The organism is Bacteroidia bacterium (genome assembly GCA_041391665.1).
Taxonomy (GTDB): Bacteria; Bacteroidota; Bacteroidia; order J057; family J057; genus JAGQVA01.
Window position 1 is genome coordinate 2,158,464 of the sequence record JAWKNO010000002.1, and the last position, 24,516, is coordinate 2,182,979.

Genomic DNA, 24,516 nt, shown 5'->3' on the forward strand with positions numbered 1-24,516 from the left:
GTGAAATATTATAAGTTACGAATGCGAAATTTTTCCATAAAATCGACCAGTGCGACAATTCCTTCCAAAGGCATAGGGTTGTATATACTGGCCCGCATACCTCCCACCGACCGATGGCCCTGAAGCGTGGAGAGACCAGCGGATTCTGCCTCAGCAAGAAATTTTTTGTCCAACGCAGGGTTTATCAGTTTAAACGGGACATTCATCCTGGATCGATCCTGTTTGCGAATGGGCGAGAGATAAAAGTCTGAATTATCGAGATAATTGTACAATAAGGCTGCTTTTTCGAGGTTTCGCTGTTCCATTGCCGGCACCCCTCCCTGGCGCAGGGTCCAGTCAAACACCAGTCCGGCCATATATACCGCAAAGGTAGGCGGCGTATTGTACGCAGACTTTTTGGAGGAGTGGGTATAGTAGTTGAGCATGGTCGGCGTAAACGACATTGCATGACCGATCAGATCTTTTCGCACGATGACGATGGTAAGCCCTGCCGGGCCGATATTTTTTTGTGCACCAGCATAGATCAGCCCGAAATCCTCCACGTGATAATGTTCAGAAAGAATATTGGAAGACATATCAGCGACCAGCGGCACAGCTCCGGTTTTGGGCAATTGGCTGATACGCGTACCAAAAATGGTATTATTGGTAGTAATATGAAAATAGTCAGCCGAAGGATCAAAAGCAGAAGGATCCAGTTCGGGAAAATAAGTGTATCCCTCATCTTCGGAAGAGGCGACAACATTAACTTTTCCGTAACGGGAAGCCTCTTCAATCGCTTTTTCCGCCCAGGTGCCCGTGCGCACATAGTCTGCGCGATGCGAGTTGCGAAAAAGGTTGAGCGGAATCATGGCAAACTGGCTGCTTGCACCGCCCTGTAAAAAGAGGACTTCATACGAATCAGGAATGGCCATCAGACTTCGGAGGCTGGCTTCCGCCCGCTCCATGATATCGATAAAGACAGATTCCCTGTGGCTCATTTCCATCACAGACATACCTGTACCCTTGTAGTCGAGAAAGTCTTTTTGTGCTTCGAGGAGCACTTCATGAGGCAGGACAGCAGGACCGGCAGAAAAATTATAAACCATACAGATAATGTCAAATTTGAGGGCAAATTAAAGAATTTTTTTGCTGTCGGCGCTTTATTTCTCAATCTGACCAGTACATGAAGCGATTTTTACCACTCAGGGGCAATGTTCGGATCAACCGATATAACGGCATGGGATTTTCTTAGATAAATAGGAACTTTCGGACAAAATTCGTATAAATACTTAACGCACTAAAGCAACATACAAACAATGAGTAATTCTCAATTAACCCGCATTTGGGAACTGATTGGTCTTCGATATAAATCGCACCCCTGGCATGGGGTACAAATAGGAAAAGATGCGCCCGAACTTGTGACGACATTTATAGAAGTCGTGCCATCAGATACCGTAAAATATGAAGTGGACAAACGTACGGGGTATTTGAAAGTAGATCGCCCGCAAAAATTTTCCAATATCGTTCCGGCTTTATATGGCTTTATTCCTCAGACCTACTGCATGGATGAAGTCGCCGAATATTGTATGGAAAAAACCGGCAGAATCAATATTACCGGAGACGGTGACCCCCTCGATATTTGTGTGCTCACAGAAAGAAACATCACCCACGGCGACATCCTTGTGCCGGCCATTCCGATCGGTGGTTTCCGCATGATCGACAACGGCGAAGCTGACGACAAAATCATCGCCATTCTGAAAGGAGACGAAGTGTATCAGGACTGGAAAGATATTACAGATTGTCCGGACTCCATCATTCAGCGGCTGAAACACTATTTTCTCACCTACAAACAAATGCCCGGACAGGAGCAGGCGACCTGTGAAATCACCCATACTTACGGAAAAGAAGAAGCACTCGAAGTGATTTCCCGGAGCATGCACGACTACCGTAAGAAATTTGGCAAACTGGAAAACAAACTTTCGCTGGCCACCCTTCAGATGATCAACTTTGGACAAAGCTGGCAGGAAGCGATGGAGGAAATGAACGGATTATAGGGAAACGGCAGCAAAAGGGGTTGGTTTGGCTCAAAAACTTTCTTTATCTTTCCTATCAGGAATCGAGAAATTGAATGAAGATGCGAAACGCTGTAATTCGCGCAACCGGAGCTTACCTTCCGAAACGTGTATTGACCAACAGCTATTTTGATGAGCTACTAGGAGAAGATGTGAGCACATGGCTCTCCAACAATCTCCAGATACAAGAACGGCGATGGTGCGCAGAAGATGAATCAACCGTTGATATGTGTGAGCAGGCAGCTCTGCTTGCCCTACAGCGTGCAGGACTGGGGCCACGGGACATTGACCTCATCATCGTTGCGACTGATACACCGGAATACCTTTCCCCTTCTACCGCTGCCGTATTGCAATATCGCCTTCAGGCAGGGCATGCAGGCACATTTGACCTGAATTCTGCCTGTGCAGGTTTTGTCACCGGGCTGGATGTCGGGGCAAAGTATATCCGCACCGACGACAGATACAATCATGTGATGATTATCGGTGCTTATGCCATGAGCAAATACCTCAACAAGGAGGACAAAAAAACCGTCACCCTCTTCGCCGACGGCGCAGGGGCAATCATTCTGGGCTTCGAAGAAAATACAGACCGCGGCTGGCTGGCGAGTGAGCTGATTACCCTGGGGCAATATTACGATGGAATGGGCATTTATGGCGGAGGGACCAAACACCCCATTACCCATGAATCACTGGATAAGAAAGAACATCTTCTCCGGATCAATTACCGTTTCCCACCCGAACTAAATCCCCAGGTATGGACGCATATGGCAAAAAACCTGCTGGAAAGACTATCGCTTACCACAGAAGAAGTTCAGCATTTTCTCCTCACCCAGATCAATATCAACAGCATCCATAAAACGCTCGACAATCTCGGCGTGCCCCACGAAAAGGCCCACACGGCCATGCAAAAATACGGATACACCGGCTCAGCCTGTATCCCAATTGCCTTCAACGATGCGATTGAGAAGGGAAAAATCAAAGAAAATGACCTGATATTTATGATAGGTTCCGGCAGCGGATTAAATTTTGGAAGTGTTGCTTTCAAATTTTAATTTATCTTGCCTTTATGATACGTCGAATCTACCTACTACTCGCGGGTTTATACGCTTGTCTTTCCGTATTTGCCCAGCCCAAACCCCTCAACGTCCTGGTCCTCTACTCTGACGATCAGCGATATAATACGATCCATGCGTTGGGGAATGAAGAAATATTCACACCAAATCTCGACCGGCTGGTAACTTCTGGTGTAGCCTTTACCCGCGCACATACGATGGGCGGGATGCACGGCGCATTGTGTGCCCCCAGTCGCGCGATGCTGCATACCGCCAAATACCTTCATTCACTGGAGCGAAAGGGAGATTTTATTCCGCCCACCCATATCATGATGCCCGAATACCTTCAAACCCTGGGTTATAAGACCTATGGCATAGGCAAATGGCACAATGACAAAGCCGCATTTAACAGAGCTTATCAGGACGGCGGCGGTATATATTTTGGTGGCATGCATTTTCCCAAAGATGGCGGGCAGGAAAGTCCCCGGTATGTCGAATATGATGCCACAGGCAAATACGATGTACCCTTCCAGCATGCAGAAAAATTCTCCTCCGAATTTTATGCCGATCATGCGATATCCTTTTTAAACCGGCAGAAGGAAGCAACCCAACCCTTTTTATGTTATGTGGCATTTACTTCGCCGCATGACCCACGCACCCCGCCGCAGAAATTCAGGGATATGTATCCCTGGCAAAAGGTATCGCTGCCGCCCAACTTTCTTCCCCAACACCCATTTGACAATGGAGACCTGAAAGTCAGAGATGAAATGCTCCTGCCCCGGCCATTGACGGAGGAAATGGCGAGAAAAGAACTGGCTTTGTACTACGGCATGATTTCCGAACTTGACTTCCAGATCGGCCGAATCCTCGATGTGCTGGAAGCCAACGGGCAGCGGGAAAATACACTGATTGTCTTTGCCGGAGATAATGGCCTGGCTGTCGGTAGTCACGGGCTGTTGGGTAAACAAAATATCTACGACCACAGCATGCGGGTTCCAATGATATTCTCACACCACTCCCTTCCACAAAACCAGCAGCGCAACCAGCTTTGTTACCTCGCGGATATTTTCCCCACCGTTATGGACATTTTACAGGTAAATGCTCCGGAAGGCCTGCAAAGCACCAGTCTGTTTCCCTATATCCAAAAGCCCGGGGCAAATGGTCGGAAAGCCATTTATTACGCCTATCGCGACATTCAGCGGGGCGTGCGCACTGACGATAACTGGAAACTTATCCGGTATAATGTCAACGAAACCGAAACCACTCAGCTATTCAACCTGAATACAGATCCTTTTGAGACAAAAAATCTGATAGAAAATAAGCAGTTTGAAAAAAAATACAGGAAACTCAACCAGCTTCTGACTAAACAAATGGAGCAATACCACGATTTCCTCAACCTTACCCTCCCCAACTGGGGCAAAACCCAACCCTGATATGAAAATTGCCGCTCTAAACTTTCTGATCCTGTTTGCAGGAATTAGCCTTTTTCCCTCCTGTACAAAAGAGGAAAAGGAGGAAAAACTTCCCAATATCGTCTATATCCTCGCCGATGACCTCGGGATAGGCGATGTTTCTATCTATAATGATCATTCGCGCTGGAATACCCCAGCCCTGGACCAGCTCGCATCCGAAGGAATGTTTTTTACCGATGCACATTCCGGATCAGCCGTTTGCACGCCCACGCGATATGGCATTCTGACTGGAAGATACAGCTGGCGGGGTGTGATCAAAAAAGGCGTAACATGGAGTTATGATTCAGCCATTATAGAGCCGGGGAGAGAAACGGTATCCGCCATGCTTCAGAAAAAAGGATACCGCACGGCATGTATCGGCAAATGGCACCTCGGGCTCAACTGGGTAAAAGACAGCACAGCCGGATGGCCGGTGGATTTCAGCCAGCCCGTACAAAAATCACCCAACGATTTTGGGTTTGATTATTCCTTTTGTATTCCGGCGTCGCTGGACATTCCGCCCTATGTATATGTGGAAAATGGCAGAGTCACTGCACAGCCCAACCGGGAAACCGAAAGTACTACCCAATACGGCTGGTGGCGCAAAGGGCCAACGGGCGAAGATTTTTTCCACGAAAAAGTACTGGAGACATTCGGAGAAAAAGCCGTGCAGTTTATCGGTGAAAACAAAGATCAGCCATTTTTTCTTTACCTGCCCTTGTCCGCCCCGCACACGCCCATTCTACCTGTTGATTCATTCGGAGGAAAAAGTGGATTAAATGAATATGGAGATTTTGTGGTGATGGTGGACGAAATCACCCGGAGAGTAACCCAGGCACTTGAGGAAAACGGACTTACCAATAATACCCTGGTCATATTTACCTCCGACAACGGATGCGCGCCTTACGCCGGGACAGCCGAAATGGAAAAAGCGGGACATTATTCCAGCTTTATCTACCGGGGGTATAAAGCAGATATTTACGAAGGCGGACACCGGATTCCCTTTATTGCACGCTGGCCGGGACATATTCCCGCAGGGACTTCTTCCAACCAGACAACCTGCCTGACCGACCTGATGGCCACCTGTGCGGATATACTACACATTCCCCTGGCAGAAAATCAGGCTGAAGACAGCTACAGCATGCTTCCCGCACTCAAAGGAAATTCAGGAGAAACACCCATCCGGGAAGCTACGGTTCACCACTCCGTCCATGGCAATTTTGCTATCCGCAAGGGTAACTGGAAACTGATTCTGGCGCCTGGTTCGGGTGGATGGAGTGAGCCCAAACCCGGGGAAGAACCGGAAGACGCCCTACCCTTCCAATTGTACAATCTGGAAACTGACCCCAGAGAAAGCGAAAATCTTCTCAACCAGGAACCGCAGAAAGCCGAAGAACTGCGCCAGTTGCTGATCAGCTATATCCAAAACGGGCGGAGCACACCAGGCCCAGCCCAGCCTTATGAGCAGGCCGAAAACTGGCCCGGGCTGGAGTGGATGAAATAATTCGGAATTGGAATAACGAACCTCAAAAGAAATATCTCTATTGCTTCTTTTTTAGCCACAAATTTTCACGAATGGGGATGCCTAAAGTTATTCGTCTTTCATTCGACCATTCGTGGCGATTTTACTTCTGGGCCTTTTGTTGAAAAGCCACGAATGTCTCGAATTTTCACGAATCGGGATGCCTAAAGTTATTCGTCTTTCATTCGACCATTCGTGGCGATTTTACTTCTGGGCCTTTTGTTGAAAAGCCACGAATGTCTCGAATTTTCACGAATCGGGGCGGTTAAGTTTGATCGTTCATTACTAATTTATGCGGGGCTTGTCCGTTCGGGGGGTTCTCTGTAAGTTTGCAAAATTTACGATGGAACTACCTTCCCATAATCTCACCTTGCAGAAGATTGAGGAGATACTTCGCAGCAAACAACCTGTGAGCCTCTCCGATGATGCCGTGCAGCGGATCATCCACTGTCAGGAATACCTAGCCAACCGCCTGGAAAAAGGTGGAGAGATCATTTACGGCATCAATACAGGCTTCGGGTTTCTTTGTGATAAAGTGATCAACCCTGACGACCTGCACCAGCTTCAGCTCAATCTGATCCGCTCCCACGCCTGCGGCCTGGGAGAAGAAGTGCAGCCAGCCATTGTGCGGCTCATGCTCCTGCTGAAAGTAGTTTCACTTTCCTTCGGACATTCGGGGGTACAATTGCAAACGGTACAGCGGCTGCTGGACTTTTACAACCATGACATTCTGCCCATTGTTTACACACAAGGGAGTCTGGGAGCAAGTGGCGATCTCGCTCCCCTGGCGCACTTGTCACTACCCCTGATCGGGGAAGGGGAGGTGAGAATCCACGGCCAACGAATATCAGCCGAAGAAATGAACCGAAGAATGGGCTGGGAGCCGGTGAATCTTATCGCCAAGGAAGGGCTCGCCCTGCTCAACGGAACACAGTTTATGCTGGCCTACGGCATTCATATTTCGCTGTGGGCGTCTCACCTTGCCGATATGGCTGATCGCATTGCAGCGCTGAGCCTGGACGCATTTGATTGCAGGCTGGAACCATTTCATCCGGCCCTTCATGACATTCGCCCCCACCCCGGCCAAATCTCCACAGCACGTATGATCCGGGAACTGCTTTCAGACTCCGAAATTGCGCAAAGACCCAAAAACCAGGTACAGGACCCCTACTCCTTCCGGTGCATACCGCAGGTACATGGGGCAACCCGCGACGCGCTGAGTTATGCAAAAACCGTATTTGAAACAGAACTCAACAGTGTTTCGGACAATCCCAATATATTTGTCGAAGAAGAATTGATTCTTTCCGGAGGCAATTTTCACGGGCAGCCACTGGCGCTGGTATTGGACTTTCTGGCGATAGCAGTAGCCGAACTTGCTTCGATATCGGAGCGGCGGACTTACCAGTTGCTTTCCGGCGTGCGGGGTTTACCGCTGTTTCTGGTTGCCAATCCGGGTTTAGATTCCGGGTTGATGATTCCGCAATATACCGCAGCGAGCATTGTGAGTCAAAACAAACAACTCGCAACGCCAGCCAGTGTGGACACCATTCCCTCATCCAATAATCAGGAAGACCATGTGAGCATGGGTGCGAATGCTGCGACAAAATGCCTGCGCATACTGGAAAACCTCCACCACGTACTTGCGATCGAGCTGATGAACGCCTCACAGGCCCTGCATTTCAGAGAGCCCAGCCAGACAGGAACGCAACTATTGCCACTTCTGGAGGGATTTCGGGCGCGGGTACCCTTTGTGGACAAGGATCGTTTGTTGTACAGAGATATACATGCAGCGGTAGCGTATTTGTCGGAGCAGCGGGAAGGCGGGAATGAAATGATATAATCGAAGATACTCTGGTAAAGGTCTCACTACTTTGATGCGTTTGACTTATGAGTATTTATATATTTTTTGAAACGTTAGACACTCATCAAAGTGCCACAAACCGCACTTTATTTTGTATTTTTCGGCAATTTCCCTAATTTTACATAAAATAGTGCCATATACCGCACAAAAGCATGAAAAATCACCAACTAGTCGATATCATCAAAACCCGCAGGGAAATGCTCCGCGTAACGCAGCAAACGCTGGCGGAACTTTCGGGTGTGGGGTTGCGTACCCTCAAACAATTTGAAAGCGGGAACGGCAATCCAACCCTGCTCACCCTCCAAAAGCTGGCGGATGTGCTGGGTATGGAGGTTTGTTTGCAGATAAAAACTACAACCGGTAACTCATGAGAAGTGCCAGAGTATTATTCCGGGAAAACGAAGCGGGATTGCTGTCGCAACTCGATGATGGCTCGTTTACCTTCCGCTACCACGATGTATGGAAAGCCGATAGCAGTAAACCCTCCATCAGTCTTACCCTCCCCAAAACCAGGGGAGAATTTCGGTCAAAATACCTGTTTCCCTTTTTCTTTCACCTTCTGCCCGAAGGCCCAAACAGGGAAGCTGTATGCAAATATCTGCGGATCGACCCCGATGATCACTTTGGGTTATTGGTGAATATCGCAAAAGCAGATACTATCGGAGCAGTAAGGGTAATCAAAGCTGAATCCTGAACATGAATTTACCGGTTATTACCTATTGCCCCGGAACCCTAGCCAAAGGATTTACTACCTATAGCCCTACTTGTCGGAAAAGAGTGTTTGGAGGAAAAAAAGTTCACCATATCCTGCATTACGATGCTCCGGCGACGAATCCCGAAACAGACAAATTGTTTGAAGAAAGCCGACACCGTATATCCATATCAGGGGTTCAGGATAAATTTTCGTTGCGTCAGGAGAAAAACAAACTAATACTGACTCCTGAAGGGGAACACGGTACGCATATCCTGAAACCCATTCCGGGGGCAGGCAATAAAGCCGACCAGATGCCAGCCAATGAGCACCTCACTATGCAGATTGCCCGTCAGGTGTATGGAATTGAAACAGCTGAAAATGCACTGATATTCTTTCCAAATGGTAAGCCTGCTTACATTACCAGGCGGTTTGATGTAAAAGACGACGGAACAAAATGGGCAGTAGAAGATTTCGCTTCCCTGGCTGAAAGAACCCCCCAAACTCACGGCGAACATTACAAATATCTGGGTAGTTACCTTGATTTATTCCTCCTGATGCAAAAGCATTTACCGGTATATAAAACGGAAGCTCCCAGGTTGTTTAAATTGTTGATGTTCAACTACCTGTTTTCCAATGGAGATGCGCACTTCAAAAACTTTAGCCTGCTGGAAACACCAATGGGCGATTACCGTTTAAGCCCGGCTTACGATTTACTAAACAGCAGAATTCATATTGAAGATAGTGAATTGGCTTTAGATGACGGGCTTTTACCGCGAAATCTTGCAAAGGGAAATATAAGACAACAGTTTTCTCTCCTTGCAACATATGCGGGGTTACCTGAAAAAACAACATCAGAAATCTTTCATTTAATGACTGGAGCGGCTGACCACGTAGAGGCACTGATAAGTGTTTCCTTTTTGCACGAAACCACCCAACGAAATTACTTGCAGGCTTATCAGACCCGCCTAAAAAGATTGGAGAGAATTTAGGGACCACCTCAGCGTTGCCTGTGCCGTAGATTTCGTTATCTCCCTCTTGTCCTCCACCCGAGGCGGACAGGTTAAACCCAAACCGATAGTCCCCCAGATTCAAAGAACGGCCAAATTGAACTCACCCCCTGGGCCCCGCTCTTTGGAAGAGCGGGGGAAAGATGCCCTTTTTGCCCCGCGGGCGCTGGTTTTGTGGGGAAATCAGACCGGCGCGGCGTTGGCTAAGGTAACGATTTTTGGGTTGGAAGATGGTACTTTTCGCGCAAACAGTTGGGAAGCTTTTTATGGCAGGTATCAATCCTTGCCCAGTCCCTTTGAATCCCGGCAAACAAAGCGTAAATTAATGCCGTAGAAGGAAGTGATTAATTAAATCCATTTATCCATGAGGGCCATTCAACTTTATACGCAAATTTCTGCACTGCCGGGCGAGCTACAGAAAAAAGTGGCTGATTATATTGACTATCTCAAATATCAGGCTCAAAAGTCGAACAAAAAAGCTGTCCGTGTGGCAGGATTGGCCAAAGGCATGATCACCATGAAGGATAATTTTGACGATCCGATCGAAGATTTCAATGAATATATGTAAATGGACATCCTTCTCGATACCCATGCGGTAATATGGTTTATTACGGAAAACGCTAGCCTGCCCGTAGCTTCGAAGGAAATTATATCAAATCCTGCCAATCGTTGTTTTGTCAGCATGGCAACCTATTGGGAAATGGGGATTAAATATTCTTTAGATCGTCTGGAATTGAAAAACAGTCTGGAAAGAATTTTCGAAATCATAGAAGAATCGGGGTTTGAGATTCTCCCAATCACTCCGGAACACGTATTGTTAGCCACTCAATTAATCCATTATCACAGAGATCCTTTTGACCGGATGATCATTGGTCAGGCAAAAAGCGAAGGGTTAAAAATCATGACCAAAGATGCGCTTTTCAGCAATTATGGTGTTGATGTGATCTGGGAGAAGTAGGAATAGTCGCCAGATATCCGATCATTTGCGCCTCCTGATAGGTCGAAAGGATATTGCCGGTGGCGTCCGGGTTACTGCAATTCATCCAGAAAACTTTGAAAGGATTTTGCGACTAAATACAAATTTGAATACTCATTATGATCCGGGTCTTGAAAATCAACTTCTTTTTCATGATCCCAAAAGTAAATATACCCGAAATCTTCTCCCACACAGGAAATACAAACTAAGTTTCCGCCAGGGTCGTGTGCAATAGGTAAAATATTGTGAGGTAATCGTTTTTCCTCCTTTTTATAAATTTTGATATAATTTTTTAGATTGTCGTACTTTCCGTCATAGATTGCCAAAAACCAATCAATTCCCGAACTCGTCCTTTTCCCATTTTCATCAAAAAAAAACCGATTGGGGAGACATCTTCCCCCATTGTATGTAAGTAAGTGTTTTTTATACTCCTCCGGGAGCCGTAATCCGATTATTTGCTCTATTTCATTAATCTGAAACTGAGTTATGGGTAGTTCTGTATGTGAGAATATTATCATAATACTACTTCTGTTATTTCCTGGGCCATAAGTAAAATCCTCCTGTATGCCCTGTCTTATTGTGGATTTCGCTCTCAACTAGTTGCATTCTTCCATAATCCTGATAATGATGCCAAGTGTAACCCTTAGGTGTAAAGTTATAGCCCGCCTCTTTATTGGCTGCCGAAAAATCATTATCCCTATCTCCAGTTGGTGTAATCATAACGTCATTGGGGCCATCCGGATATAGATTGCCTGAAAAATCAGGAAATCCATCTACATCAAATGGAACATCTGTCTTTGGATGGTTCGATTCCGCTAGGTGAGAGTTCCTGATTTTTATCTCCCTATTAAAAATATTTAAATCTTCGGCGGATGCATTTCCGTTTCCAACATTTTCAAAAGCTTCTTGTATCCGGTTATAATCTTTTAGACCATTTTGAATACGATAAGCATACGATTTTGCATGGTTAATTCGGCGCTGATTTTCAACCGGATCGTTGGTAAATTCGGAGGATGTTTTGGGCGTTTCTTGGGGAAACAACCAATCTGCCAAGAGTTTCCACGTCAATAAACTATATACCTGTGATTCAACCGTTGGAGAAGCCGGGCGATTATATTGAATTGCTCTTTCAGAAACGGGATCTCCAGGGTTGAAGGGCTGGCTTGAACCTTTGCCATACTGTCCTCCACGAATTACTCGCATTTGCGGTTGAGGAGCGGGAGATGTTGCTCTAACCGGCTCCGCCCCCTCCAACTCCACCGCATCCAGCACCCGGTTGCCCGAAAAAGCATACGGGCTGTAAAAAGGATACTTAGCCGCCAACGGATCCACACTCAAAAACCGCCCCAGCCGGGCATCCTCGACGCGGTACTTGTAGGAAACGGCGTTGCCTGTGCCGTAGATTTCGGGGTCAGTTTCCCTTCGACGGAACTCAGGGCATCACCTGCCCATTAAACCCAAACCGATACTCTCCCAAATTCAAAGAACGGCCAAATTGAACTCACCCCCTGGCCCCCGCTCTTTGGAAGAGCGGGGGAAAATGGCTGCGTTTTGCCCCGCGGGCGCTGGTTTTATGGGGAAATCAGACCGGCGCGGCTTGACTAAGGTAATACTTTTAAATAATTAATTGACACCGTTACGCGAGTATAATCTCCACCCCCACAGCTCCATCGGGTATAAAACGCCCGATGAGATCGGACAACATTTAAAGCAGAATTTTTACTTTAGACCTGGGGTGGTTTAGGGGAAGAGGACATTGGGAATCAATGGCCCAAAATCTTGGGGAAAAGATAAAAACTCACTCCCCCAATACCCGCGCCATCATGTCGCGAAGATAGCTTGTATCGGGGGTATCCATTCCGATCTCTTTGGCGGCTTCGTCCCAATAACGCATGCGCAAGGATAACTTAAACCACTGACTGGCTTCAAAGGCTTCGGCTTCTGCCTCTGTCATGACTCCGCCCTGCATTTCAAGGGTCTTTTTGCTGGCTTCTGACAATTCTTCCAGATAACCGGGTTCGGTAAATGTGAGATATCGCTTGGCTGCCACATGCCCCTCCACCAATGCTGCTACTTTCTCTGAAAATCCGCGGGTGCGGAGAAATTCGGCCCCAATACGGTCATGATCAGCTGCGCCATATTCGCCAAATGTTTCGGGAGAAAGTGACTTTGCATACAGGTGCCCGATGTCGTGGAGAAATGCCGCAATAATCACTTCCTCATCATACCCCTCTTCTTCGGCAAGCTCGGCACTTTGTACCATGTGCTCCAGTTGGGTCACTTCTTCTCCGTAACTGTCATCTCCATATAGGTCAAACAAGGCAAATATTTCATCAACAACGGCTTGTGTTGTGGTATTCATATTCTGTTTTTTTGACGTAAATGTAAGTGAATATTATTATTAGTATATAAACTTCCTGTGAAGCATTTTGCCCATATTTGCATAAATTAATCATCAATCTACCTGTAGCGTTTTCACAAAAATTGGGATCATACCGGATATTTTCAGTGAGGTACTCCCCAATTGTTGGACAGAATTGGGGACCACCTCAAATAAAATAGGAATGATAAACTATAATGACAAAATATTCATACCTGTTGTTAATTCAGAAAATGGAGAAACATCAAGTGAAACGGTTTTTATTTACAAGCAAATCGGAAACATATTGACATCTGAATACTCAGGTGGTAAAATAATTAAGGGGCATTTGATTGGACTTGTTGGTGAAAATGGGGAAATTGAAATGCGATATCATCAAGTAAACCAAAACGGGGAACTTATGACAGGCATATGTACATCAAAACCTGAAATTCTTAAAAATGGAAAAATTCGGCTTCACGAAAGTTGGGAATGGACATCAGGTGATAAATCAAAAGGACAATCAATAATACAGGAACAATGAGAATGCCAGCCGCTAACGGTCTCGTCCTAAAAAGTTGACAGTTGAAAGGGTATGTATGCTAGATTTCTTCGGTTTGGACCTGAACTACACGTCGGATATTGTTAAAAGAAAATGAAACTTCCGTGAAGAATTGTATCAAAATTCACGTAAATTAATTATCCATTTACCTGTACCTAATACAGTAAATAGTCCTTTGCTTTCTGATAACACCCAATGTCATTGCCATGAATCAGGAACTGATTTCTAAAACCTCGTTCATTAAGGCCACAGGACTCGATAAACTCAAACTCGAACCCGTTGCCGGGCCCATGATGAAAATGATCCGGCTGGATGAAATCAACAGGATTTATAGCGCCCTTCAGCAATATGAGGGCCGCGAGTTTCTCGACCAGTTGGTGCAACTGCTGGGAATCAAACTGGAAGTAGTAGGAAAAGGACTGGATAAAATCCCCAAAGAAGGGCCTTTTATCACCGTATCCAATCACCCTTTCGGTATGCTCGACGCCATTCTCCTGCTACAGGTTATCTCTGCCCGTCGACCCGACTACAAGGTCATGGCTGATTTTTTAATCCAGCAGATTGACAGAATGCAGGAGTACGCTGTGACAGATGTGAAAAATGTTTGGCAACACCTCCACGAAGGCCATCCTATCGGCATTTTCCCCGCCGGAGAAGTTTCGACCTACCGCTTTGACGAAAGAAGAATTGCCGACCGCGAATGGCAAAAAGCTGTAGTAAAACTCATCCAAAAAGCTAAAGTCCCGGTGGTACCGGTCTATTTTCAAGGAACCAACAGTCCCCTCTTCCACCTGATGGGTTTGGTTCATCCTTCTCTGCGCACAGTGGCCGGGCCTGCTGAGTTTATCCGCAAAAAGGACTCCACCGTTAAGATGAATATCGGCAAACCTATTTTACCCAAAGAACTGGGGCAAATAGATGATGTCCAACGGTTTGGCCGATATCTCCGGGCGAGAACCTATTCACTAAAACCAGGAATAGATGTAAAGCCTTTTTTTGAAAGTCAGCCTATCCCTCCGAGCTTCCAGCCTATTGCAGAAGAAATTGCGCCAGACTTGATCCAAACAGAAATCTGCCAGCTAAGGGAAACGCATTTGCTGTTTACCCAAAATGATATGGAGGTATTTTGCTGTCAGTCGGATCAGATTCCTCACCTCCTGCGCGAACTTGGCCGACTCAGGGAATATACTTTCCGTATGGTGGGAGAAGGGACAGGAAAACCGCTCGACATTGACGAATACGACCTTTACTACCGGCATTTGTTTGTCTGGGATCGCAAAAATGAAAAAATTGTCGGCGCCTACCGACTGGGAATGGGACCTGAAATTATGGCCCATTATGGAAGGAAAGGGTTTTATCTCCAAAGTTTGTTTAAAATAAAAACGGCCTTCAATCCCTATTTGGTACAAGCGATCGAATTGGGAAGGTCTTTCGTTTTACCGGAATATCAAAGACAGCGATTGCCACTGTTCCTCCTTTGGAAGGGTATTTCTCAGGTGATTTCGGAAAATCCAGGGATTCGCTACCTCATTGGCCCGGTCAGTATTTCCAATCAATATTCCCTGCTTTCCCGTTCATTTATGGTGGCTTTTATAAAAAAATACCACTTTGACGAACAGCTCGCCGAATGGGTAAAACCAAGGAAAAAATTCCGCCCCAAAAAGGAAAAATCAGATATTATTAACCTGATTGATGGTGCGACCGATGATCTCAAACTCGCAGACAAAGTCATCGAAGACATGGAACCCCATCACCTGAAATTGCCCGTACTACTCAAAAAGTATATCAAACAAAACGCTAAAATCATCAGCTTCAATGTTGATCCACATTTCAACCAATGCCTCGATGGTTTTATTTTCCTGGATCTGACAAAGCTGCCCGATACTACGCTGGAAAATTATTTCTAAGCGGATCCCATTCTCCCCAAAAGCAAAAATCATCCCTTACAGAGACGATTTTTGTTTGTGACTAATCAAAAGCTTTATTACAAAAACAGAGTTACTACGAATGTAAATTTTGCCCACGTGAATGCTGTGCAGAGGTAAACAACTAGCCTGGGTCTTGAAAAGATTCCGGGATCGGCCAGCGATCCCGGATCTGTTTGCTTAGACCTTGAAACATCTCAGCCAAGCTTGAAAGATTACCCGTTGCAAATATCGGCAGGTTATCTTCCCCCCGTGGGAACTCTGCGATAAATAATTGTTAAGCTTCTGTTAACCCCCAGAAACAAAACAGGGTGGCCATATTTCGGACCACCCTGCGTGAGAATATATAATGGTTTGGCTAAATCAGAACTAATGAAGGATCATTAGTTTTTTGGAATCCAGTAACAATCCGGCCATGTAAAAATTCATCACATAAATCCCAGACAACATCTTCGTCGTGTTAAATGGCAGGGTGTTTTCTCCCGGATTCAGTACAACATCTCCAAATGCTACTATTTTTCCCTGTGAGTTGACCAGATCCCATCTGACTTTTCCTACATAAGGCATAAACACTTTGATAGAAGTCTGACCATCCGCCGGATTTGGGAAGAAATTGCTCATATAAATCACCTTCGGCAACGCTACCGGTGGTTTGGGTGCTACCGTAGAATCGCACTTGGTCGATATCACCGGAGAAAACTTAACACATCCAAATATCCCCGGATCAGAAACCTGCAGAATCACAGAATCATTGGAAGCATAGGTTCCGTAGGTGTATGTCCCCGGTACAAGCCCAGTCAGCATCGGCGTCCCTTTGTTGTCGCTGATAATATAGCTGCTTTGAGATCCCGAGATGGTTACCTTTATCTGGAAGGTAGAATCGGTATTGCAAACCGCAGATATACTGTCAAACTTCACATCACATACCGGAACCGGCGTACAGTCTGCGGTTACAGGTCCGTTGAAGAATGAACAACCTGAGCCGAAGTTCAAATCTGTTACCGTAACATACACATCGGTACTGTTGTAATATGGACCGAGATTATAAGTTCCTGCAGAAAGTCCTACAGTGGGTGGATTTCCCTGATCATCTTCCAGCTGGTAGTTTGAACCTGAGCCACCAATTTTCACTACGACTTCAAAGGTCGAATCGGTAACACAGAGTGAATATATGGTATCAAAGGTTACATCACATACCGGTGGTGCACAGTTGGCGGTAAATGGCCCGGCATTATCGTTACAGCCTGCAATATTGGCGTCATTCACAAATATGCTGACAAAATCACCACTGTTGTAACTTCCATACATATAGGTTCCGGCAATCAGGCCTGTAGCCGGAGGCGTGCCTTTATCGTCAGAGATACTAAACGCTGATCCGGTTCCGCTAAATGTAACTACCACTTCAAATGTTGAATCGGTAACGCAGTTCGTAACTACGGAGTCAATGACCACATCACAAGCCGGAGGCGGTGTGCAATCAGCAGTTACCGGAGCGGCTGTGTCGGCACAGGCGACCAGATTCAGGTCTGCGGCATATATCGTTACACTTGTATTATTGGCATAGCTGCCGAAGGCGTAAGTTCCTGCGCTCAGCCCGGTCAGTGGCGTGGTACCCTGGTCATCGGAGATCGAAAGATTCGATCCGGAACCCGAAAGTGTTACCACTACTTCAAAGGTCGAGTCAGACAGACAGTTCGTAGCGACGGTGTCGAGCGCCACATCACAAGCCGGAGGCGGTGTGCAATCTGCAGTTACCGGAGCGGCTGTGTCTGCACAGGCGACCAGATTCAGGTCTGCGGCATATATCGTTACACTTGTATTATTGGCATAGCTGCCGAAGGCGTAAGTTCCTGCGCTCAGCCCGGTCAGTGGCGTGGTACCCTGGTCATCGGAGATCGAAAGATTCGATCCGAAACCCGAAAGTGTTACCACTACTTCAAAGGTCGAGTCAGACAGACAGTTCGTAGCGACGGTGTCGATCGCCACATCACAAGCCGGAGGCGGTGTGCAATCTGCAGTTACCGGAGCAGCTGTGTCTGCACAGGCGACCAGATTCAGGTCTGCGGCATATATCGTTACACTTGTATTATTGGCATAGCTGCCGAAGGCGTAAGTTCCTGCGCTCAGCCCGGTCAGTGGCGTGGTGCCCTGGTCGTCGGAGATCGAAAGATTCGATCCGGAACCCGAAAGCGTTACCACTACTTCAAAGGTCGAGTCAGACAGACAGTTCGTAGCGACGGTGTCGATCGCCACATCACAAGCCGGAGGCGGGGGGTACAATCTGCAGTTACCGGAGCAGCTGTGTCTGCACAGGCGACCAGATTCAGGTCTGCGGCATATATCGTTACACTTGTATTATTGGCATAGCTGCCGAAGGCGTAAGTTCCTGCGCTCAGCCCGGTCAGTGGCGTGGTGCCCTGGTCGTCGGAGATCGAAAGATTCGATCCGGAACCCGAAAGCGTTACCACTACTTCAAAGGTCGAGTCAGACAGACAGTTCGTAGCGACGGTGTCGATCGCCACATCACAAGCCGGAGGCGGTGTGCAATCTGCAGTTACCGGAGCGGCTGTGTCGGCACAGGCGACCAGATTCAGGTCTGTGGCATATATTGTTACACTTGTATTATTGGCATAGCTGCCGAAGGTGTAAGTTCCTGCGCTCAGCCCGGTCAGTGGCGTGGTGCCCTGGTCGTCGGAGATCGAAAGATTCGATCCGGAACCCGAAAGTGTTACCACTACTTCAAAGGTCGAGTCAGACAGACAGTTCGTAGCGACGGTGTCGATGGCTACATCACAGACAGGCACAGAACATCCCAAATTTGCATTGACGTCTCCATGACCGGTATAACTTCCCCCGAAGAAAAACCATCCGGAAATCCCGTAGTTTCCATTTTTAGAGTTGGCGGCAACGCCGATCTGAAAACCGTAGGTGTAATCCGTTGGCATATGGGTAAGATTGAGTGTATCACCGGCATAGAAAGTACCCGGCACACCGGTAAGGCGACTACGCGTACTGTCCATTTCATAAAACACCCAGTTAAATTTATTGGCATGTGCGACAGAGGCAGGCGCCAGTTCAATCTTGATTTTTCGCTGAAGCGCTTTCCACTCCGCGAACGTACGGCGATTTTCAAGCCAGATATCGACATCCCACTGCAGATTGGGTAAGGAGTCATTGAAGACCCTGCCAATGATATTGGCGGTACTGTCGCTGTAGAAGACGATTGTCCCCCCCAACGAGTCGAAGACAAATCGTTCATGCGGAGAACCGGGAAGATTCGCCAGGTAGAGGGAATGTCCTCCCACCGGTTGATATTCCGTAATCACGCACACCGAATCAATAAAAGGCTGACTCTGCACAGGATTTGTCCCAATCAACAACCCCGTCAGAACCAACAAAAAGAGCTTTCCAAATTCCTGTTTGAATCGTGTAAATATTCTCATAACCAAACCATTAACAATGCCAACCAAAGCCCTTAGGCTCAATGTTAAAAAAGTAAATCCAGATGTAAGTTGGGTGTGGGGAGGAAAATGCCGGCAGAAATGCTGCCTGAAATCAAGATAAAGTTACAAAAATCATGCTAAATCTTACATGGCTTCACATTTCATTTCACATGTTCGCAATTTATCTTGTGGCGATTTTCTAAGCACCTAACAAATAAGGATTTAACCTGAAGATTATTCCAAAAAAAGTGCCTGATAAGAGAAATCAGACGTATCATTCGCGAAAAGGGACAGTTTATCGCCAAATATCAACCGTTTGCGCAAAAGCACCGGTAGGAAAAAAGATATGAAGGAATTGAAAAAATCTTACACCTACCACTTTTGGCTGGAAAGCCGGGTGTATTCATTTTTGAAAAATACTATCGCCATCATAATCGTCATCAGTGTCTGATTATATGGACGATTGTGGTTGCCGAATGTAGATTCGAGGGTGCCAGACAATACAAAGTATAGAATAAATCCTATATAAACGAGTCCGGCTTTGTAGCCTTTGTTGTAGAGGAAAATGGCATTGTTGAGACATAAAAACAATGCACCCAGGAAGAAGAATGTTCCCAGATAACCTATATCAAAAAATGACTGAAAAAACATATTATGCGTTACGATCAGGTCATTTTCGTAAGCATCTTTGGGGAAAATATAGGCATACCTTGCGGAGACGCCTGCCGTGGACTGGCCATGTTCACCAAAACCGATAATATGCATAGGTTTAGGCTCCAGCACTTCCTCCAGACACTCCTCCCAGATGATCGAGCGTGAGGACAAAGTTGTCAGGTTTTTGGTGTCGCCGCTTCGCGCAAACTGCGCCAGCAGGGGCGAATCTGCAAAGGCCGCAAGAAAACCACTGAATAAAAACGGAAGGAAAGGCACAACCAGAATAAACACCCTCAAAGCGCCGGTAAAACGCACCTTATACGTGGCGTACACCATCGCGAGCGTTACGACAAAACTCAAAATCGTGCCCCGGGAGTCGGCAATCAGCATAAAAGCTGCACAGACCACTGCATTGACATACAGGAAGATCTTTTCCTTACGGGTTACTTCCAGCAACCAGAGGGCAACCAGCGTCATGACCAAAGTTGCTCCGGCAAAAATACTGATTGTATTGGGGTGTGTACCTTCCGTATAAGGAATCGCCTTTTTTTGAAGACTAATCCCGATCAATTTCAAAATAATGGCCTCTTCCCCCTGCCGCCGAAGTTTGGTAGTAGGGTCGTTGTAGCCAATGATATACAAAAAAAGCATAAAGGCAATCAGGGCTGATGGAATCATGATTGCCTGTAATGTACCCTTATTAAACAGCTTTTCGAAGTTGTCCGGGTTCCGGAACTGGTATCCCAATGCGCTGTAAACCAGCAAATTGAGAAAAATCACACTCAGTGTATCATTCAATAACCCGGTGAATGTGGCATTGGGGAAAGCCGTCCGCAACAAGCTGACCAGAAATACAATCAGATAGAGTCCGTACATGGTAAAATTGGACTCTACATACATTTTTCGCAGATAAACCTTGCCTTTAGAAAAAAAAGAGTATCGGAAAATACCCAACAGCAAAATGAAGTTGGGTAAAAACTTAAAGGCAAGGCTACCTCCTGTCAGGCCTTTGAGGTTTACAACGAGAAAAAATGCGATGATATAATACATGCAGAATCAGCCTGTATGGCAAATATAAGTGGAAGTACGTTCCCTATGCAAATAACCGGCGGCGAATGGAATCCTTTACATTTTTCATTCTGTGAAGATTCATTACCAATGCAAGTCCTAATTTTACGGGAAATGAAATGTAGTACCCAAAGACAATCAGCGGATTAGCCTTGGTTTGCATCGGTTCATATCCAAACTGCCGGAAAAAATCTGCGGTAATATTCTGGCAAAACCAAATCTCTGCGCGATTTAATCCTCCCTGCATCCAGGTTTTGGTGCGGTTACTTTTAATCCCGACTTGTCCCGGTGCATCTTTTTCATTGGAAGAACCAATATATTCTACCTGTTGCATTTTCTCGGAATAATCAACGCCGATAAATGCGCATATTTTTTTCAGCTCTTCTGTAGGGCTGCCGGTGATGTCTTCAAAACGTACATTCAATACACGGGGATCTCCATCAAACTTTTTACTGGCCTGGATCGAGCTGTTCCAAAGCCGGCTGATTGTAATGGGATGATAATTTACCCGAAGACGAACGACCTCTTTTTTATGTTTGGAGAGATAAGCATCCGCATTGTCTTTGCGCATCCATTTTTTCTTCTGGCTCAGCAGTACCCCTCTCGGATCGCGGATCATATTGATCACTCTCGCATTGGGGAAAAGGTCCAGAATATCCTGAATGTAAAATACATTCTGCGGCGTTTTTTCACTGGGTATGGTTTTCCCATTTGCATGGGTCTCACTTACCAGAAACGCCAGAAATACATCATGGCTGTACAGTTTGTCGGTTTCGATACTTCTCACCAGCGCTGTCGCTTCCTCCTTGTATTTCTCCGGATTAAAAGTGGCGAGATAACCCTCTTTTTTCACAAAAATGAGCCGGGAAGCAATATAGATCGCTTCACCCTCATCTATGACACGGTCTTTGTCATTGACCGACCAAAGTTTTTCAAAAAAGTGTATTTCATTGACAGAATGCATCTCCGGATGTTTGCCGATAATACGCATCATCATGGTGGTGCCGCTACGGGAGTTGCCTACTATAAATACAAGCTTCTGATCACTGATGTTCATTGTTATAATTCTTATTACTTAATAAAAAGGGAAAATGGTTTTCTGTCTCTGAGTCTGAATTTCAGGAGATTGACTAATGGCCGGGGCTGCAAATGGCCAAAATAATATTTAAAGGGTCGAAATGCAGAGCCGTTGGGCGCAAGCATCTGATTCTTTTTGGCGAGAAACAGGGCATCTCCTTCCAATTGGTTGACCACATTCATCACAAATGGCCGGAACTGCATTCCAAATGAAAAAACGGGTTTTGCCACAGGATTTTGCGTCAGTACATATTCTTCTTTATACTGACTGAGATTTTTGGTGCCGTAAATATCCACCACATAGTCATATTCTGCGAGTGCAGGCAGCATTTGATTAAGCCTGGAGGGCAATAATTCATAATAGATATCATATACTCCCAGCGACTCGTCGTAAGTGTGGAAAGTGTATGATTTTTTCCGGTATTGCAGGTTCACCTGAAACATATTGACCTGCTTATCAAAGTGCACGCCACTATCGCCAAAATTTGTGCTATGAGAGACGCGCGGATAAACATAAAACATATCGTGATCTACGACATATTTTGTGTGATATTTCAGCCATGAGCTTTCCGGCCACTGTTTGATGGGCTCTGGAAACCGGTCATTTGCTGTAATGGTCTGGCCTTTGTTGTACCAGTCGCGAAATTTTAGCCATTTTTTATCCGTCCATACCTGTCCCCATGAACAGGGAGCCTGGAAAAAAAACACGTCTGAGCCATCTTCTATTGGTATAAATGGCAAAAATGTCGCATGAGAGTTCATTTGATTGGTGTACAAACCGACGCCGGCAATCCGGTCATCGTCTGCATAAAAATTAGCTGCCTCTGTAGAAAACCGGTAGAAGCAGGGAGAAACGTAGAGATCATCTTCCAGAAGGATAACGGACCCGTATTGTTGGGTAAGGTCTCCACATTTCAGAATATGTTTTCTAAGGCCTAGATTTTCTGGCTGATAAATAACTTCTTTTTCACCAAAAGGCCAGTCAAACCCGGCTGCCAGCGCCACTACATCCTGGTTATTATCGCCCTTGTCTATACTTATGATCAATTTTACATCTTCCGGATACTCGGCAGATGAAAGTGATTGAAACACCCTTGTCAGCGAGTGAACCCGGTTATATGCAACTACGACAATGACAGGTTTGTAAGAAGGGTGAGATTTTTCAAAACTCATTTGAAATTTATATTAGGTGCTTATTTTCTAAGCTTTTCAATTAAGGAATAAAATGTAAGCGCTTTGGTTTGCATAATAAAAGTCCCCCATGTTTTCCTTGAAAGGAGATATCCCAAATAGGATGCCACAGCTTGCGAAATGAGGGTTGCGATAGCTGCTCCCTGTATTCCCATCCGGGGAATGAGTATAAAATTGAGCACAACGTTTGCTACCGCCCCAAGCAGTGTACGGTATAAAGTGATTTTTTGCAGGTTTTCTGCAATCATTTGTTTGCTGCTTGCTGCTCCGAGAAATACAAAGACCAGCGACCAGATATGAATGACCAGTACAGGCCCCGCTGCGGCGTACTTTTCTCCAAACAAAAACGGAAGCTCAAGAAACCACGGGCCAAACAGTGCCATCGGAATACTTATCGCCAGAGCAACCAGCACATTTAAGTTGTAGAAGTTTTGCAAACGCTCCAGGTATAGCTTTTCGTCCTTCTCTTTGGCATTCATGATTGCAGGAAACAACGAACTTGCCAGCACGGGTCCCAGGAAAAACCAGATCTCAGAAAATCGCAACGCAGAGGTATAATACCCTACGGAGACGTTGTCCATCATTTGTTTGATCATAATCTGGTCCACCTTCATATACACCATCACTACCATACCCGAAAACACCAGTGGCCAGCCGTCAATCAGCATTTCCTTTCCATATTTGTAGTCAACCTTCAGATCCAGCGGCTTATCAAAGTATCGCATAAACCAGATCACCTGGCCTATGCCTACCAGCGCATTTCTGAAGAAAAATGCCCAGCCAAACCATATCAGGTCGGCTTCGACAATCACCAGAAAGAGTTGAAGGAAAGCAAAAGCAAACGTCGAAAAAGATCGTGATTTTACTCCGTAATGTGCCTGAACCGTACTTTGAAAATGATAATCAAACACGTCCAATGCCTGAAAAACGCCGCTGGCAATTACCAGATAGGTGAGGTAAATGGATACCTGATCATCGGGAAGGAAAAAGGAGAGTACAAAGTAAAGTGCAAATGCGACAACTGCACCTAAAAACCTCAATATCAGAGCCGTACCCAGAATCTTTCGCTCATTGGCACGATCTTTTATCAGGTTCCGGACGACAATCTCCTGAAGCCCCAGTCCGGCAAATACCAAAAATAACATTCCCAGGCTTCGGGAGTAGCCCAATGCGCCAAACCCGTCGGCTCCAAGGTATTTTCCGACTCTTGCTGTAACGAGGAATGAGACTCCCATTTGCGTTATCCGCCCTCCCATGAGCCAGGAGGTGTTTTTCAGATATTTCAGGAAGCCTTTAGAGCGAATAACTTTATTCAGTTCTGCTATATAATTCACTGACATTCAATTAATCCTGCCTTACCGTATCAGTACACGTGTAAAGACTAAATTTGAGAGCAACAATTTTGGGGTAAGATACTGATTCCACCCTGTGAACTGAGCCTAAATTAGGAAAAATACTAACAGCTAAATCATACGAGTAATGAACAGCTAAAAATAACCCGTGAATTGATATTGTTCCGGATAACCGGAAATTTAACAGGTTTGTTGAATCGCTAAAAAACGGGAGATGGAAAGCCCATTACAGGCCTCCCATTCCCCCAAATTCTTTATATAAAGTCTGATT

At 46.0% G+C, this 24,516-nt stretch carries 22 protein-coding genes; 12 read left to right on the top strand and 10 right to left on the bottom strand.

Translation table 11 applies throughout. From position 1 onward, the window contains the following. Window positions 1-8 precede the first annotated feature (8 nt). Window positions 9-1,091, bottom strand: a complete 1,083-nt coding sequence (gene serC, locus R3D00_20290) for a 3-phosphoserine/phosphohydroxythreonine transaminase (protein ID MEZ4775536.1) — start codon at window positions 1,089-1,091, stop codon at window positions 9-11. A gap of 204 nt (window positions 1,092-1,295) precedes the next feature. Between serC and R3D00_20295 the strand changes: the two genes are divergently transcribed. The 10 genes from R3D00_20295 to R3D00_20340 all read left to right on the top strand — a co-directional run bounded on the left by R3D00_20295 (window position 1,296) and on the right by R3D00_20340 (window position 10,596). Further along, on the top strand, window positions 1,296-2,033 hold the full coding sequence (locus R3D00_20295) for an inorganic pyrophosphatase (GenBank protein ID MEZ4775537.1): 738 nt from the start codon (window positions 1,296-1,298) through the stop codon (window positions 2,031-2,033). Between the two features lie 80 nt (window positions 2,034-2,113). Then, entirely contained in the window at window positions 2,114-3,103 is a 990-nt protein-coding gene (locus R3D00_20300) for a ketoacyl-ACP synthase III (protein ID MEZ4775538.1), read from the top strand. A gap of 14 nt (window positions 3,104-3,117) precedes the next feature. After that, the gene (locus tag R3D00_20305) at window positions 3,118-4,536 is read left to right on the top strand and encodes a sulfatase-like hydrolase/transferase (protein MEZ4775539.1); all 1,419 of its coding nucleotides are present in this window, start codon (window positions 3,118-3,120) and stop codon (window positions 4,534-4,536) included. A gap of 1 nt (window position 4,537) precedes the next feature. Then, on the top strand, window positions 4,538-6,058 hold the full coding sequence (locus tag R3D00_20310) for an arylsulfatase (protein ID MEZ4775540.1): 1,521 nt from the start codon (window positions 4,538-4,540) through the stop codon (window positions 6,056-6,058). A 361-nt stretch (window positions 6,059-6,419) separates the two neighbouring features. Next, window positions 6,420-7,916 (top strand): histidine ammonia-lyase, encoded by a 1,497-nt coding sequence (hutH, locus tag R3D00_20315; protein MEZ4775541.1) that lies wholly within the window; start codon window positions 6,420-6,422, stop codon window positions 7,914-7,916. A gap of 173 nt (window positions 7,917-8,089) precedes the next feature. After that, window positions 8,090-8,308, top strand: a complete 219-nt coding sequence (locus R3D00_20320) for a helix-turn-helix transcriptional regulator (GenBank protein ID MEZ4775542.1) — start codon at window positions 8,090-8,092, stop codon at window positions 8,306-8,308. Continuing rightward, window positions 8,305-8,631, top strand: a complete 327-nt coding sequence (locus tag R3D00_20325; GenBank protein ID MEZ4775543.1) for a HipA N-terminal domain-containing protein — start codon at window positions 8,305-8,307, stop codon at window positions 8,629-8,631. The genes R3D00_20320 and R3D00_20325 overlap by 4 nt, the downstream gene beginning before the upstream one ends. A 2-nt stretch (window positions 8,632-8,633) precedes the next feature. Further along, window positions 8,634-9,620, top strand: coding sequence for a HipA domain-containing protein (locus tag R3D00_20330; GenBank protein MEZ4775544.1), 987 nt, complete (start codon window positions 8,634-8,636; stop codon window positions 9,618-9,620). A 382-nt stretch (window positions 9,621-10,002) separates the two neighbouring features. Beyond that, on the top strand, window positions 10,003-10,206 hold the full coding sequence (locus tag R3D00_20335) for a DUF2281 domain-containing protein (GenBank protein MEZ4775545.1): 204 nt from the start codon (window positions 10,003-10,005) through the stop codon (window positions 10,204-10,206). Beyond that, window positions 10,207-10,596: a type II toxin-antitoxin system VapC family toxin gene (locus R3D00_20340; GenBank protein ID MEZ4775546.1), complete on the top strand. Its 390-nt coding sequence runs from the start codon at window positions 10,207-10,209 to the stop codon at window positions 10,594-10,596. Between the two features lie 71 nt (window positions 10,597-10,667). On the opposite strand, the gene R3D00_20345 is transcribed toward R3D00_20340, so the two are convergent. From R3D00_20345 to R3D00_20355, 3 genes are all read right to left on the bottom strand, one after another. Beyond that, window positions 10,668-11,210, bottom strand: coding sequence for an SMI1/KNR4 family protein (locus R3D00_20345; GenBank protein MEZ4775547.1), 543 nt, complete (start codon window positions 11,208-11,210; stop codon window positions 10,668-10,670). Further along, window positions 11,146-11,946: an HNH endonuclease gene (locus R3D00_20350; protein ID MEZ4775548.1), complete on the bottom strand. Its 801-nt coding sequence runs from the start codon at window positions 11,944-11,946 to the stop codon at window positions 11,146-11,148. Before R3D00_20350 ends, R3D00_20345 begins: the two co-directional genes overlap by 65 nt. Window positions 11,947-12,412: 466 nt before the next feature. After that, window positions 12,413-12,976 carry an HDIG domain-containing protein gene (locus R3D00_20355; GenBank protein ID MEZ4775549.1) on the bottom strand — a complete coding sequence of 188 codons (564 nt, stop codon included), beginning with the start codon at window positions 12,974-12,976 and terminating at the stop codon, window positions 12,413-12,415. Window positions 12,977-13,178: 202 nt separating this feature from the next. On the opposite strand from R3D00_20355, the gene R3D00_20360 reads away from it, so the two are divergent. Both R3D00_20360 and R3D00_20365 read left to right on the top strand, forming a co-directional pair. Then, window positions 13,179-13,517, top strand: coding sequence for a n-acetylglutamate synthase (locus R3D00_20360; GenBank protein ID MEZ4775550.1), 339 nt, complete (start codon window positions 13,179-13,181; stop codon window positions 13,515-13,517). A gap of 224 nt (window positions 13,518-13,741) precedes the next feature. Further along, window positions 13,742-15,442 (top strand): lysophospholipid acyltransferase family protein, encoded by a 1,701-nt coding sequence (locus tag R3D00_20365; GenBank protein ID MEZ4775551.1) that lies wholly within the window; start codon window positions 13,742-13,744, stop codon window positions 15,440-15,442. 387 nt (window positions 15,443-15,829) lie between these two features. On the opposite strand, the gene R3D00_20370 is transcribed toward R3D00_20365, so the two are convergent. The 6 genes from R3D00_20370 to R3D00_20395 form a co-directional block, all read right to left on the bottom strand. Then, entirely contained in the window at window positions 15,830-17,740 is a 1,911-nt protein-coding gene (locus tag R3D00_20370) for a T9SS type A sorting domain-containing protein (protein ID MEZ4775552.1), read from the bottom strand. Beyond that, window positions 17,659-18,903, bottom strand: a complete 1,245-nt coding sequence (locus tag R3D00_20375; protein ID MEZ4775553.1) for a hypothetical protein — start codon at window positions 18,901-18,903, stop codon at window positions 17,659-17,661. Before R3D00_20375 ends, R3D00_20370 begins: the two co-directional genes overlap by 82 nt. A 372-nt stretch (window positions 18,904-19,275) precedes the next feature. Then, the gene (locus R3D00_20380; GenBank protein MEZ4775554.1) at window positions 19,276-20,607 is read right to left on the bottom strand and encodes a hypothetical protein; all 1,332 of its coding nucleotides are present in this window, start codon (window positions 20,605-20,607) and stop codon (window positions 19,276-19,278) included. A gap of 43 nt (window positions 20,608-20,650) precedes the next feature. Further along, complete coding sequence (locus R3D00_20385) at window positions 20,651-21,682, bottom strand: sulfotransferase (GenBank protein MEZ4775555.1); 1,032 nt, start codon at window positions 21,680-21,682, stop codon at window positions 20,651-20,653. Window positions 21,683-21,696: 14 nt separating this feature from the next. Continuing rightward, window positions 21,697-22,875, bottom strand: coding sequence for a glycosyltransferase family 2 protein (locus R3D00_20390; protein MEZ4775556.1), 1,179 nt, complete (start codon window positions 22,873-22,875; stop codon window positions 21,697-21,699). 20 nt (window positions 22,876-22,895) lie between these two features. After that, on the bottom strand, window positions 22,896-24,233 hold the full coding sequence (locus R3D00_20395; GenBank protein MEZ4775557.1) for a flippase: 1,338 nt from the start codon (window positions 24,231-24,233) through the stop codon (window positions 22,896-22,898). Window positions 24,234-24,516: the final 283 nt, after the last annotated feature.

Coding starts and splice junctions, on each gene's coding strand:
- R3D00_20360 (MEZ4775550.1), top strand. CDS start 13,179: ATGATAAACTATAATGACAAAATATTCATACCTGTTGTTAATTCAGAA.
- R3D00_20380 (MEZ4775554.1), bottom strand. CDS start 20,607: ATGTATTATATCATCGCATTTTTTCTCGTTGTAAACCTCAAAGGCCTG.
- R3D00_20390 (MEZ4775556.1), bottom strand. CDS start 22,875: ATGAGTTTTGAAAAATCTCACCCTTCTTACAAACCTGTCATTGTCGTA.
- hutH (MEZ4775541.1), top strand. CDS start 6,420: ATGGAACTACCTTCCCATAATCTCACCTTGCAGAAGATTGAGGAGATA.
- R3D00_20305 (MEZ4775539.1), top strand. CDS start 3,118: ATGATACGTCGAATCTACCTACTACTCGCGGGTTTATACGCTTGTCTT.
- R3D00_20355 (MEZ4775549.1), bottom strand. CDS start 12,976: ATGAATACCACAACACAAGCCGTTGTTGATGAAATATTTGCCTTGTTT.
- R3D00_20320 (MEZ4775542.1), top strand. CDS start 8,090: ATGAAAAATCACCAACTAGTCGATATCATCAAAACCCGCAGGGAAATG.
- R3D00_20300 (MEZ4775538.1), top strand. CDS start 2,114: ATGCGAAACGCTGTAATTCGCGCAACCGGAGCTTACCTTCCGAAACGT.
- R3D00_20395 (MEZ4775557.1), bottom strand. CDS start 24,233: ATGTCAGTGAATTATATAGCAGAACTGAATAAAGTTATTCGCTCTAAA.
- R3D00_20310 (MEZ4775540.1), top strand. CDS start 4,538: ATGAAAATTGCCGCTCTAAACTTTCTGATCCTGTTTGCAGGAATTAGC.
- R3D00_20325 (MEZ4775543.1), top strand. CDS start 8,305: ATGAGAAGTGCCAGAGTATTATTCCGGGAAAACGAAGCGGGATTGCTG.
- R3D00_20385 (MEZ4775555.1), bottom strand. CDS start 21,682: ATGAACATCAGTGATCAGAAGCTTGTATTTATAGTAGGCAACTCCCGT.
- R3D00_20340 (MEZ4775546.1), top strand. CDS start 10,207: ATGGACATCCTTCTCGATACCCATGCGGTAATATGGTTTATTACGGAA.
- R3D00_20375 (MEZ4775553.1), bottom strand. CDS start 18,903: ATGAGAATATTTACACGATTCAAACAGGAATTTGGAAAGCTCTTTTTG.
- R3D00_20365 (MEZ4775551.1), top strand. CDS start 13,742: ATGAATCAGGAACTGATTTCTAAAACCTCGTTCATTAAGGCCACAGGA.
- R3D00_20335 (MEZ4775545.1), top strand. CDS start 10,003: ATGAGGGCCATTCAACTTTATACGCAAATTTCTGCACTGCCGGGCGAG.
- R3D00_20295 (MEZ4775537.1), top strand. CDS start 1,296: ATGAGTAATTCTCAATTAACCCGCATTTGGGAACTGATTGGTCTTCGA.
- R3D00_20330 (MEZ4775544.1), top strand. CDS start 8,634: ATGAATTTACCGGTTATTACCTATTGCCCCGGAACCCTAGCCAAAGGA.